Source organism: Sebaldella termitidis ATCC 33386 (assembly GCF_000024405.1).
In the GTDB taxonomy this organism is placed as follows: domain Bacteria; phylum Fusobacteriota; class Fusobacteriia; order Fusobacteriales; family Leptotrichiaceae; genus Sebaldella; species Sebaldella termitidis.
Map to the genome: position 1 here is coordinate 2,863,753 of NC_013517.1, position 14,147 is coordinate 2,877,899.

The window sequence follows — 14,147 nt, forward strand, 5'->3', positions numbered from 1 at the left end:
AATTATCAAAACAACAGATATCTTCTAATACAGTATTCTGTACACTTTTAGCCAGACAATACCGAATATCTTCTCATTCTGCCGTACAGAAGAAGAAAACACGGCCTTTGACTAATTTGTGAATAACATTATACTATATGTCTGCTAATTTTTTCATATTTTTAAGATTATATTTCCTATTTTTCAGCATATTTCTAAAAAAACAACTTGTTCTACAGATTTTTTTAGAAAATAACGAAAATCAGAACAGCCGAATTTTTACATGACATATTTATGTCAATAATAAATTTTCGATATAACACCTGCTTTTCGTTTTATTATTTATACATGATTTTTCACTCAAAGATGACATTCTCTTTTTTATCAGAGACATGTCCGCTTCCATTGTACCTTTCAAAAAAATACGGCTTACTTTTTTATAATAATCCGCCAGTACTTTATACTACGGATATTTTATAATAACATATTAAAATTTAAAATAAAAGATAATTTTTTTCTTATTCTCTATTTTATATTGTAAAAATTATAATCCTCATATTAAAACTGCTTACTTTTTCAGACATGCTTATAAAAAAATTATTTATAAAAAAAACGTGTCCGTTTTTAACAGGACACAGTTTTTTATTATATTATTTTTGCATTTGACAGCATTAATCTTATTCTGTTTATTTGATTTACCTCGCTTGCCCCGGGATCATAATCTATAGGCATTATATTAGATGTGGGATTCAGATCCCTTATTTTCTTTATCATCCCTTTTCCGCTTACATGATTAGGAAGACATCCGAAGGGCTGGACACAGACTATATTATTTACTCCGTCTTCTATAAGATGAAGCATTTCTGCTGTCAGAAGCCAACCTTCACCCATATTGTTCAGTGAAGACACATAGCCTTCTCTCAGCTCTTCCATTTCCTCTATTCTTTTAGGAGCCTTGAATCTCGTATTTTTTAGTTCCTCTATAATAGTATTTCTGTATTGCTGGAGATATTTCAAAAGAAATCCTGATACTATATTTCTTTTTAAATTCTTCTTATAATTCCTGTATTCGAGTTTTCCTACCTGTAAAGTATACAGGAAGAAATCATATAATTCAGGGACAGAAACTTCCGCCCCCTCTTTTTCAAGGAAATCCACAAGATAGTTATTAGCAAGCGGCTGAAATTTCACCAGTATTTCTCCCACTATTCCTACCTTAGGCTTGACTTCGTCTGTTATCTCTATATTTTGAAAATCTTTGATTATCTGTTTTATATTTTTATTAAATGTTTTTTTATTTTCTGTATTTTCCAGCGAAGACTTTAATCTGTTTATCCATCCTTCATAAACTTTATCTGTATCACCCTTATTTTTTTCATAAGGTCTTGTTTTATAGACAAGTCTCATTAATAAATCACCATACAGGACACCGTGAAGAAAATCCTTCAGTATTTTTGTATTTAGTTTAAACCCGGGATTCTTTTCCAATCCTGATATATTAAATGATATTACCGGTATATGCTCAAGTCTGTTATCCTTCAAAGCTTTTCTCAGAAAAGAAATATAGTTGGTTGCCCTGCATCCGCCGCCTGTCTGTGATATTATAAGCGCCACTTTATCGAGATCATACTTTCCTGATTTCAATGCGTCTATAAATTGCCCCACCACTATAATAGACGGATAGCAGGCATCATTATGTATATATTTCAATCCTTCCTCCACTACATTCTTACTTTCATTAGCCAGTACCTCTGTATTGTACCCTGCTATATTTAGTGCCGTTTCCAAAAACTGAAAATGGAAAGGAGCCATCTGAGGTATAAGTATTTTATGTGTTTTTTTCATTTCTTTTGTAAATACCGGTCTTTCATACTCCGCATTGTCTGTAACTGCACAGGAAGAACACTTACTCTCAAGCTGCTCTTTTTCAGACATAGATGCCAAAAGTGATCTTATTCTTATTTTTACTGCTCCCAGATTCGTTATCTCATCTATTTTCAAAAGAGTGTATACTTTATTATTTTCCTCAAGAATTCTTTTTACTTCATCTGTAGTGATAGCATCAAGCCCGCACCCAAATGAATTCAGCTGAATAAGCTCCACGTTTTCCTCTTTTGCCGCAAAACTTGCCGCTTTATAAAGTCTTGAGTGATATGTCCACTGATCTACCACATGGAGCGGCTTTTTTATTTCTCCGAGATGTGCTATAGAATCTTCTGTTAATACAACCAGATTGAATGAATTCAAAAGCTCCGGTATACCGTGATGTGTTTCGGCATCAAGATGATAGACTCTTCCTGCAAGTATTACCGATTTCAGATTATTTTCCTTGGCATACTTAAGTGCCTTTTCGCCGGAATGACGTATGTCCTCTTTATAATTATGTAGTTCCTCATAACCTTTTTCCACGGCTTCTTTTAATTCCGATTTTTTTATGTCATACTTTTCGCTTAGTATTTTATGAAGAATTTCAACAGTCATTTTTTTATCATATATAGGCAGATACGGGCTTATATAATCCAGCTCCTTTAATTCATCTATATTCGCTCCTATTACTTCCGGATATGAATTCACAATCGGACAGTTATAGTGATTAGTGGCTGTTTCATCTTCTTTAATATTATACGGAACACAAGGATAAAATATTGTTTTTATTCCCTTTGATATTAGATTCTTTATGTGCCCGTTAGTCAGCTTTGCAGGATAACATATAGTATCCGATGCAATACTGTCCATTCCTTTTGTTATCAGCTCTTTGGTAGATTTATCCGATAAGACTACTTTAAATCCTAAATTCGTAAATACAGTAAACCAAAGAGGAAAATTTTCATACATATTCAGAGCCCTTGGTATTCCTATTTCTCCTCTGTAGCTTTTATCATCCTCAAGAGGTTCATAATAGTCAAAAGTTCTTTTATATTTATAATCGAACAGATTCGGCAGCTTATCATTTATCTCGCCTTTTCCTAATGGTCTTTCACATCTGTTTCCAGAAATATATTTTCTGCTGCCGAATTTATTTATTGTCATCAGACAGTTATTCGTACACAAACCGCATCTTGCAGTACTTGAATCATGTACAAAAGTTTCCAGTTCTTTTTCACTGAGTATTTTGGAATATTCCTCATCATGCCTTGCTTTCTCATGTGCAATCAATGCCGAACCAAAAGCCCCCATTAAACCGGAAATTGCAGGTCTTACTACTTCTCTTCCCAGAAGCATTTCAAATGCTCTTAATACAGAATCATTATAAAAAGTACCACCCTGAACTACTATATTTTTCCCCAGATCATCAGGATTCTTTACTCTTATTACCTTATAAAGGGCATTTTTTACCACGGAAATAGATAGTCCGGCTGACAGATCCTCTATGGAAACACCTTCTTTCTGAACCTGTTTTATTTTAGAATTCATAAATACGGTGCAGCGTGTACCCAAATCTACAGGAGCTACGGCTCTGAGACCTTTTTGCGAAAAGTCTTCTATTTCCATATTAAGTGATTTTGCAAAAGTTTCTATGAACGACCCGCATCCTGACGAGCATGCTTCATTCAGCATTATTGACTCTATTACTCCGTTATTTATTTTAAAACTTTTCATGTCCTGTCCGCCGATATCTATTACAAAATCCACATCGGGATTAAAATATCTCGCAGCCTTATAGTGAGCTATAGTTTCTACTTCGCCCATATCAAGATTAAAAGCGTTTTTTATAAGTGCTTCTCCGTATCCTGTCGTTACTGCTTTTCTGATTCTTATTCTGTCCTTTGTCAGAGTGTAAATTTCCTGCAGCTGTTCCTGTACAATTTTTACGGGATTTCCCTTGTTGCTCCCGTAGAAAGACCATAAAATGCTGTTTTCCTTATCAAGAAGCACCATTTTTGTCGTTGTAGAACCGGCATCTATCCCCAGATAAGCATTACCGCTGTATTCGCTGATATTTTTTACATTTGCCTTTGCTGTACTGTGTCTGTCTCTGAATCTCTTGTAATCCTCCTCGTCTTCAAACAGGGGATCAGTTTTTTCTATCTCTGCATCTGACTTTTTACTAATAATGTCAGCATACCTTTTTATAAATTCATCATAATTAACACTGTTATTTTCTTCTTCAAACAGCGCAAGAGCAGTACCTATAGCCACATAATACTGCGAATTTTCCGGAAGAAGTACCTGTTCCTCTTTTAATTCCAGAGTTTCCTTAAATCTCTCTCTTAATTCAGAAAGAAAGTATAGAGGTCCTCCCAAAAAAGCAACATTTCCTTTTATTTTTTTTCCCTGTGCAAGACCTGTTATCGTCTGGTGTACCACAGCCTGAAATACAGAAGCGGCAACGTCCTCCTTCATGGCTCCTTCATTCAGGAGCGGCTGTACGTCTGTTTTAGCAAATACTCCGCATCTTGAAGCAATTGAATATAGTCTTTTATGATTTTTAGACAGTTCATTCAGTCCTGCAGCATCAGTCTCAAGAAGTGTTGCCATTTGGTCTATAAAAGCTCCTGTACCGCCGGCACAGCTTCCGTTCATCTTCTGATCCAGAATTTCTTCAAAAAAAGTTATCTTGGCATCTTCACCGCCAAGCTCTATGGCCACATCTGTATGTGGTATATAATTTTTTACTGCTTTACTGCCGGCAAGGACCTCCTGAATAAAAGGAATTCCTAAATCCTCTGCCAGCTTCATACCGCCGGATCCTGTTATGGCAACTTTGACATCACTGTCTTTCAGTATCTCTTCCATATCCTTCAAAATCGTATACAACGTTTCTTTTATCTGTGAAAAGTGTCTTTCATAACGTTTATAAATTATATTTTGTTTTTCATCCAGCAGTACTGCTTTAACTGTCGTTGATCCTGTATCAACTCCTAAATATGAAATCATCATTCTCATCTGCCTTAATTTTTTTTATTGTTGTAATGTTTATTTATATGTATTTTATCATAAATATTTTTTTATACAAGTGTTTTGATAAACCTTGTACGACGATACTTTTATTCTATATAGTAACATTTTCTTGACATAGTGTCAACAAAGCTTTTTTTATTTTCTTATTTCGTCAAACAAAATTTTGATACCCGAATTATTTATAAAAACTGAGATTCCTGTTTATTTCTTAATGAAGTATTAGCTGAAATTATTTTTATAAAAAATTTTTTATAAATAAATATTTTGTAAAATTGCCCGCTTTTTTTATTTTTTGATATCTCTACAATAATTAAAACAAAGTAAAAAAGAGAAAATAATTATTTTTTTCTCTTTTTTTATTTATAAATTACTAATACGATTTCATCATTAATCAAATCATGCCAAATATTTTTTATTCTCTAATATCCTCTGTTTCAGCTCCCCTTGTACATATTTTTTTCATTTCCAGACTCCATTTATCCGGAAGATTTTCAAGTTCTTTTTTCATGGCTGAAAAAAATCCGGCATCTTTATAATTCAGTGAAATCAGTGTTGGACCCGCACCGCTTATATATTCTCCAAGAGCTCCGTGTTTTTCCGAATAATTGAATATATCTTCTGAATTATTTATCAGTGAAAACCTATACGGTTGATGCACTTTATCATCAAGAAGAAATCTCAGGTCATCATAATTCTTTCTGTGAAAACTGTCAATAAGAAGACCCAGCTTTGATGCATTGCTTATAAGGTCCGAAACTTTATATTCCTTCGGCAGTACTGCTCTCGCTTTCTCTGTAGAAAGCTTGAAGTCAGGAATCATAACATAAAAATATATATTATTATCAAAGGGTATTCTTGAATAATAGAAATTTTCACTGTCATGAGATGCCAGTATCATACCGCCAAAAATAGCAGGCAGCACATTATCGGGATGTCCTTCTATTTCTGTTGCCAGCTTTGCCATGTCATCTTCTGATAAAATTCCCCCGAGAAATTTATCTGCTATTAAAATGCCAGCAATTATTGCACTGGAACTGCTTCCCAATCCTCTTGAAACCGGTATTTCATTTTTAATTATTTCTACCTTATAATTCGGGACTTTTTTATTATACTTTTCTTCTATTAATTTTATCGTGGAATAAATATAATTTTCTTCAAGAGGAATAGAGAACTCCTCGCCGTTTTCAAGATATTCTATACTTTCACTCTCTGATACCATAAGTTCCAGATAGTAATCCAGTGCTACACCGAGACAGTCATATCCCACTCCTATATTTGCACTCGTTGCCGGAACTGTTACTTTGAATTTTTTCATTTCTCCTCCTACTTTTATGCTGTCAGAATACCGCTGTTATATCCTGTTTTACCATTATTGAAAAAAATATAACCAGTCCGGATTTCCTGCGGAACCAAAATTCATTTTGCCAAAAACCGTCTAAAATTAGAGATTCAGATATTTTACTTTTCTTATCTGCTCAAATTCTTCAAGCTTTTTAATTGATTTTTCTTCCACCACATCATCTACAGTAAGGAGCATAATTGCACTGTTTTCTTTTCTTCCTACATGCATTGTAGCTATATTTACCTGTTCTTCTCCTAATATTCTACCAACATTTCCTATAACTCCGGGCACATCATTATTTTCTACGAGAAGCATATTTTCAGATATTACCACATCTATCGGATAATCATTTATCTCTACTATTCTTTCCTCGTTATTTCCGCCGATAATTCCTACAATACTGAATTTTTCCCCGCTTTCGCCTACTACCTCTATTTTTATTACATCAGGATAATTATAGTATTTTTCTTCTTTTTTTATAGAATGAAATTTTATATCTCTTTTCTCCGCCAGAACCAAAGAGTTAATATAATTAACTTCTTCCTTTAATACCGGATATAAAAGCCCCTTCATGAATGAAGAATCAATTATTGCAGTTTCCTGAGTGCTTATATTGCCATAGTATATGAGATTTACAAATTTTATTGCACCTTTTTTTATCTGATAATATATTTTCCCAAGTTTTTCCACAAATTGTATATAAGGCTTTATTACAGCAAATTCTTCTCTTCCCATTGTAGGCAGATTCACTGCTGTTTCCACTATTTCGCCGTTTAGTCCGTTTATTACCTGTTTTACTACCTGTTTCCCCACATTTTCCTGAGCTTCATATGTAGTCGCTCCTATATGAGGTGTTGTTACTACATTATCAAAGGCATATAAAGGACTCTCGCTTCTCGGCTCCTTCTCATGCACATCAAATCCGTAGCTTGCTATTTTTCCGCTTTCCAGACCGGCTGCAACAGCTGCCTCATCAAAAACTCCTCCTCTTGCAGCATTAACCAGTCTTACATTGTCCTTCATTTTTTCTATCTGATCATAACTTATTATTTTCAGTGTTTCTGATGTCTTTGGCGTATGAATTGTTATAAAATCAGAGACTTTCAAAAGCTCGTCCAGAGTTTCGGCCTTTTTACATTCATATCTTTTGAATCTTTCATCTGATATATAAGGATCATATGCTATCAGATCCATTCCAAAAGCTTTCATTCTTGTAGCTACCAGTGATCCTATTCTTCCCAGACCGATTATTCCCAAAGTTTTGTGAAAAACCTCATTTCCGACGAATATTTCTCTGTCCCATTTCCCAGATTTCAGATATCTGTCTGCCGGGAGAATATTTCTTGCAGTGGCAAGCAGCAGTGTTATTGCTAATTCACATGCCGAAACGGTATTGCTGTCAGGTGTATTTGCTACAATTACTCCATGGTTTGTAGCCTCCTTTACATCTATATTATCTATTCCGTTACCTGCACGTCCTACTATTTTCAGTTTTTTTCCCTTATCCAGAAGCTCTTTATCTACTTTAATAACGCTTCTTACTATTAAAGCATCATAGTTTTCTATAATATCAAGAATTTCTTCCCTGGATATACCTATTCTCATATCTGTTGTTATATTCGGCTGTGCCTTCAAAATTTTAACTGCATTGTCATCAATAAATTCTCCTACTAAAACCTTGTACATAATACACCTCTTCCTTATTTTCATAGCTTTATTACTGTTTTTCAGTTTAAATTAAAAATACCTGTTAAGTTTTCAAACAAATTTATTATATATTGTGTAAAAGTATTTTTTATTCTTCATAAATTATTTATATATTATCAGACTTTTCCTATTATTTCAATTCCTGAAATGATATAATTTTTATATGTCATTATTATTTTCTTATATAAAATATACCTAACGTTTATCTTAAGGACTCTATCTGTGAACTGTACATGGTTTTACAAATAACATCTTTTTTCCATTATGTATAGTTTACATTTATAGTATAATTCATTAAAATCTTTATATTTAATTGATGATATAAGAAAAATAATTGTGAATTATAAAAAATTATTTTTTCACATCTTTAAAATTAAATATGACACTATGTAAAATTATATATTAGTTTAAAAAATTCATATTTTTATAAAAAATCAAAAATTTTTTCACACCTTAAACACCTTTAAACTCAATAACAAAAGCATCTAAGCATAATCTAAGGTTTGACATCTCAATATATATGTGGTAAACTTTAGTATCAATTTTTTAGGAGGAAAACAATGAAAAAATTATCATTAATTATATGCATACTTACGTTAACGGTTGCATTGTATGCTAAAAGAAGTGATAATAATGGTGTTAACAACTTCATAAACAGAGACGAGTCATTTGCTTCAAGCTTAGATATAAAGGTAAAGGATCCAAATACTGCTAAGGCTTCTTACAGTAGTTCAGATTCTACTAGATCAGGAACTGTCAGAGACAGAATTATAGATTTTGCAAAAACTAAATTAGGTGCAACTTATGTATGGGGTGCTACGGGGCCGAATGTATTCGATTGTTCGGGATTTGTAAGATTTGTATTCCAGAATGCTGCTGACATTAGTCTACCAAGAGTTTCAAGTGATCAGGCTACTTATAAGCCGAGAATATCTTCTATGAACATGAAAAAAGGAGATTTAGTTTTCTTTGAAACTACTGGCAGAGGTCGAATTTCACACGTAGGAATCTACATGGGAGACAGTCAGTTCATTCACGCATCATCTGGCGGAAAAAGAGTTATGGTTTCAAGCTTGGATGGTGGATACTATAACAAGACATTTAGATGGGCGATAAACCCTTTTTAAGATAAATGATGTTAGAGTATACGTCATTTAACTGTAAAACCGCTGTATAATACAGCGGTTTTTTTAGTTCATTTTATATTTATCAGCTCTCGCCCGGTTTTTGTTTATCAGTCAAGATTTATCTTCACACCCACAGAAAATATGTTATTTGATATTTTATCTCTTTCTATCTGCATATCATAATTTGCATACCATGACCATCCTGAGCCTGTATCTGTATCTATTCCTACTCCTATCCAGGCAGTCGTGTCAGAAAGCCCTATTCCTTCCACAGTGAACTTTTCTTCCGGCATGCCTGTGTAAGAAGCCTCAAAACTTAAATCTTCGTTATTCAGGCTTTCCTGCACTGTAACATGACCTGATAGTGTGCTTTTTCCTGCTGCCCATTGAAAATCTCCTTCTGCCCTTATTCCTGCAACCACAGAAGTCTGATTATATGATTTGCTTTCTGCCTTTAGACCCATTAAACTTTCGTTTTCCGAAAAGTCTCCCCTTTTCAGGCTGTCATACTGAATACCCAGAAATGGTGTCACAGATGATTTTTTTCTATTATCAAATCTATATCCTATTTCACTGTATAATGATAATCCGTAATCATCATGTGATACTTCCATATTTTTACTTTTGTCCCTGAGTAAAATTTCCCTTTCTACATCTGAAGATATGTATGCTGCACCGGCTCTTCCCATAACATAAAAATTTCTGCCTCCGAAATTATGTTTTCCATACACAGAAACCCCTATATTCTGGCTCTCTGATTCTCCTGCATATTTGTCAAAATCTGCTTTAGCCTCGGAAAAAGCCACAGCTGCTCCTAATACTGTATTATTAGTTACATATTTATCAATTCCGGCCTGCATGCCATATAAATATGTATCAGCCTTAGCATATCCCGATTCATATAAACGCCCTGAAGATGCTATTCCGCTGAACCATACTCCGGTTTTCCCCTTTTCTCTTCCGAGCATGCTCATTCTATTAGACAGTTCTCTGTTCACTGCCTGTGACTGCTGAAATGTCAGTGCCTGAGACGATGCATATATCTGCCCTGAAATACTATCTAAAGCCTTAGAAAGTTCTCCAGCGTTCATTTTCTGAATCTCTGCGGCATGCACCAGCATCTCTTTATTTTCATAAGAATTATCTAAAACTCTGAATAGCTGTTCAAGATTTTCTGAAGAATTTATCCGTGTTTTATCTAGACTGTATACAGCAGCTGCATACTCAGATACATCTTTTCTCTTTATATCTAATTCCACATAGCTCTCTCCGTATTTGAGCTCGGGAATTAACAGTTCCGGTACTTCTACTTCCCCAAAATTATCAGATATCCCCATATCTGCTTTTATTATCTTATTTTTTCTTCCCGTTTCGCTTATATAACCATAATTATTTTCTTTCCCGTCCGGAATAAGTATCTTTAATTTAGAATTTCCGAGAAATACTCTGCCTTTTATCCTCAGTTCGGCACCTAGCTCATTTTCTAGAACCGAATTATTATCAGCTGTGTAATCTCCGGTAATTACTCCCCCATTTCCAATATTTCTAAAATTTCCGCTGTTATTAATAACATTATTTGCAACAGTCCCGCCGTCTGTTGTAAAAATCCCGCCGTTATTAATTTTTACCTGCGATGCTACTTCTCCTGTCACTCTTAATTCTCCGCCGTTTATTACATTTTCACCTGTATAAGTATTTTTTCCCGATAAAATCAATATTCCGCTTCCCTCTTTTATTATTCCTGCATTTCCGCTTATATCATTTTCAAAAACTGATGTTATTTCTTCAAATTTTATTTGCACATGATTGTCCAGCGCAAGGTTTTTATCAAACAAAGCAGGTCCTTTTAATGCTTTTGCTGCATTTACAAGGCCCCAGCCATATACTTCATCCGTTCCAGCCGTTCCCATATCAGAAGCTGTTGATAATATAGTCTGCCTCAGAAGATCTCCGTTCATCCAAGGATATTTCTGATTTACCAATACTGCAACTCCCGTTACAACAGGTGCTGAAAATGATGTTCCGGATCCTGCCACATTTCTCACATTGAAAGTATAATCACCTACTGCGGAAATGCACCAGTTTTTAGCTACTCCGCATCTGTTTGAATAATCACTGATAAGCCCTGTTTCTGAATCTATTGCTGTTACCGCAATCCATCCTTTTTCCATTTGCGGATATAAATAAGGTATTCCCGCTTCCAGCTGCGGCTCTTTTTTGCCCTGATTCCCAGTCGCCCATATAAAAAGACTGTCACTGGTTGATTTTTTTTCATAAAAATTATTTAGAGAATTTAAAAGAGAAAAGTTTGATTTGCTTGCATTTGTTATTGAAAGTGACTCTGTTCCGAAAGATTGATTATATATCCTCGCCCCTTTATCATAAAGTTTTGCATACATATCCAAATCTGTTTTTATGCAGCGGTCCTCACCGTTTGAACAGCTCATTCCCGCAGATGCACCCAGAATTTTTACATTTGGTGCAATTCCCATTGTCCTGCCGCCTACTATTTCTGCCACAAGACTTCCGTGTATATTTTTACTTTCTTCATATCCGGGGTCAGCACTTAATCTGGATTTTCCAGTTTTATCACGAAATTCCGGATTATTCACATCAAAAGTCGAATCTATAATTCCGACTGAAATATTACTTCCGTCATAACCGCTGCTGTGAACTTCTTTCACTGTATGAGGGTCACTCCTGTTATATGGTATTGAAGGATTAACAGGTGAAGGAGGACTTGTCTCACCTCCCGAGCTTCCGCCGCCGGAGCTTCCACAGCCTATTATGAACGTTAAAATTACAGGTAATAATAGAATTTTTTTCATAATTACCTCCTGTTTTCCATAAAAAACATTTTTATACAGAAATGAAATGGTTTAAGAAATTTTTAGAGATGCCAGAATTTTTTACCACTAAAAAAGAAATTTTATTTTTCGAAAATTGGATTTTTTTTACAGATTAGAAGTTAACTAGATCTTTCTATCGGGGGGAAATGAGAAGAAAAGAATTTGGATAATTTCAAGTTTTTTATTTACCCTGTTCTTCAAAACAATTTTACTATTTATTTTTATAAACGTCAACATTTTTATAAATAAATTTTCCAATTATTATCTGAGCCTTTTATAACAGCTGTTTTTATTTTTAATAACAAAAAAAAGTCAGGCTACCACCCCTGACTTCAAATAAAAAATTATTATTATCTTTTCTAGCATATATATAATACAATTTCTTCCTTATAATTTTATTATTTTTCTCTTTTTTTATGGTTTGTACATTTATTTTAAATTTTTCTTCTTTATTCTAAACACATATCTAACATATTTTTTATTTTACACTGATATAAAATATTTTAGAATTAATATAATTTTTTACACTTTTATTTTTGAAAAAAATATACGAAATTTTTTTTATTTTTCTCCACTATCAAAGCCTTTATTTTATTGATTTTTATCCTGATCATTATTTTTTCATCACAAAAAAAAGTTTATATTACTTGACTTTAAGTTTAGTATTTGTTAAACTTTTTTTGTATATTTTTTTTAAGGATGTGATGTTTAAATTGAAAAAACTATTTTTAATAAGCTTTATGCTGTTTACTTTATTTTCATGCGGTGGCGGAAAAGATGCCGATAAGGAGTCTAAGACTTTAAGTATCTATACTTGGACATATTTTATTCCAAAAGAAGTTCTTGATGGTTTTGAACAGGAAACCGGAATAAAGGTTCAGCTGGATTATTATGATACCAATGAGCAAATGTATGCTAAGCTTAAATCCGGTGCAAGAGGATATGATATTGTTTCCCCTTCCACAGATATTTTATCTGTTATGAGAGAAGAAGGTATGCTCATGAAACTTGATAAAGAAAAACTGAAAGATGTTTATTCGAATTTGAAAATGGATGAAATCGCTAAATTTTCAGAGTCATACGATCCTCAGTTTCAATACTCGCTTCCATATACATTTTCAGCTACGGGAATCGCAGTAAATACAAAATACATAAAAGACTATCCGAAATCATTTGATATCTTTGCTATGTCACAGTATAAAGGAAGAATGACTATGCTGGATGATATGAGGGAAACGCTTGGTGCTACTTTACAGTACCTTGGTTATTCTGCTGAAACTTCAAATGATCAGGAACTGGAAGCTGCAAAAAGTAAGCTTCTTGAATGGAAAAAGAATTTAGCTAAGTTTGATTCTACTACTTTTGGTAAAAACTTTGCCAGCGGAGAATTTTATATTTCTCACGGATATGCAGAAAATTATTTCGAGGAGCTGTCGGAAGAAGATGCCGAAACTACAGATTATTTTATACCTAAAGGTGCAATGATGTACATTGACAGTATGGCTATCCTTGCTAATTCCCCAAATAAAGAAAATGCATATAAGTTTTTAGAATATCTTTACAGACCTGAAAATTTCAAAAAAGTTTATGAGGTATTCAGAGCCCCTTCAGTAATAAAAGGCGTTGAAGAAAGTTCTTCTGTAAAACCTTATGTTACATTTGAGGATGTTATTAATAATTCGAAGCTGCCAAAAGCTCTTTCTAATGAAGCTTTGGAAAAGCAGCAAAAAATATGGGAATCTATAAAACTTCAATAAAATAAATAAAAAGCCTGAGATTATGTAATCTCAGGTTTTTTTATGATTTATTAATTAAAATGAGAAACTGACTCCGCTCTTTCTTAATATCCCATTTTCAAAAAAATCTCTTAATTTTCTAATTTCGGGTGTATCATGCTTAAGGCTTTCTTTCATCAGAAAATCTCTTGCCCTGTAAAGATTTTCCCCGGTAAACTCCACATCATTAAATCTGCCTACATTTAGATTACAGACTTCTCCCAGTTTTTCCCAGATATTAAGTTTCCATAATTTTTCAAATTCTTTATCCGTCAATTTCCACAGCATAAAATTATTGCCGGTATTTTTTTCATCCATTTCATACGGAGCAGAATTTCTGCAAATCGTTATAGTTTTTTCTCTCATCAGTAACTTCACCATCCGTTCTGCTATAAAGCCAGTCTGCCTGTATTCAAAGAATTCAGATTTTGCAATAAGATCTTTCAGTTATGGTAAAGATAGTTTT

7 protein-coding genes are annotated in these 14,147 nt (G+C 33.6%); 2 read left to right on the top strand and 5 right to left on the bottom strand.

Annotated features, from left to right (window positions below; all coding sequences use genetic code 11):
- Positions 1 to 624: 624 nt before the first annotated feature.
- The 3 genes from STERM_RS13250 to serA form a co-directional block, all read right to left on the bottom strand.
- The gene (locus tag STERM_RS13250; RefSeq protein WP_012862136.1) at positions 625 to 4,860 is read right to left on the bottom strand and encodes a 2-hydroxyacyl-CoA dehydratase; all 4,236 of its coding nucleotides are present in this window, start codon (positions 4,858 to 4,860) and stop codon (positions 625 to 627) included.
- Positions 4,861 to 5,293: 433 nt separating this feature from the next.
- Positions 5,294 to 6,196, bottom strand: a complete 903-nt coding sequence (gene thrB / locus STERM_RS13255) for a homoserine kinase (RefSeq protein ID WP_012862137.1) — start codon at positions 6,194 to 6,196, stop codon at positions 5,294 to 5,296.
- Positions 6,197 to 6,322: 126 nt separating this feature from the next.
- Entirely contained in the window at positions 6,323 to 7,909 is a 1,587-nt protein-coding gene (gene serA, locus STERM_RS13260; protein WP_012862138.1) for a phosphoglycerate dehydrogenase, read from the bottom strand.
- Positions 7,910 to 8,490: 581 nt separating this feature from the next.
- On the opposite strand from serA, the gene STERM_RS13265 reads away from it, so the two are divergent.
- Entirely contained in the window at positions 8,491 to 9,057 is a 567-nt protein-coding gene (locus STERM_RS13265; protein WP_012862139.1) for a C40 family peptidase, read from the top strand.
- A gap of 107 nt (positions 9,058 to 9,164) precedes the next feature.
- On the opposite strand, the gene STERM_RS13270 is transcribed toward STERM_RS13265, so the two are convergent.
- The gene (locus STERM_RS13270) at positions 9,165 to 11,885 is read right to left on the bottom strand and encodes an autotransporter domain-containing protein (protein ID WP_012862140.1); all 2,721 of its coding nucleotides are present in this window, start codon (positions 11,883 to 11,885) and stop codon (positions 9,165 to 9,167) included.
- Between the two features lie 725 nt (positions 11,886 to 12,610).
- On the opposite strand from STERM_RS13270, the gene STERM_RS13275 reads away from it, so the two are divergent.
- Positions 12,611 to 13,663 carry an extracellular solute-binding protein gene (locus tag STERM_RS13275; protein WP_012862141.1) on the top strand — a complete coding sequence of 351 codons (1,053 nt, stop codon included), beginning with the start codon at positions 12,611 to 12,613 and terminating at the stop codon, positions 13,661 to 13,663.
- 54 nt (positions 13,664 to 13,717) lie between these two features.
- On the opposite strand, the gene STERM_RS13280 is transcribed toward STERM_RS13275, so the two are convergent.
- Positions 13,718 to 14,062: a hypothetical protein gene (locus STERM_RS13280; RefSeq protein WP_041310009.1), complete on the bottom strand. Its 345-nt coding sequence runs from the start codon at positions 14,060 to 14,062 to the stop codon at positions 13,718 to 13,720.
- Between the last annotated feature and the right edge of the window lie 85 nt (positions 14,063 to 14,147).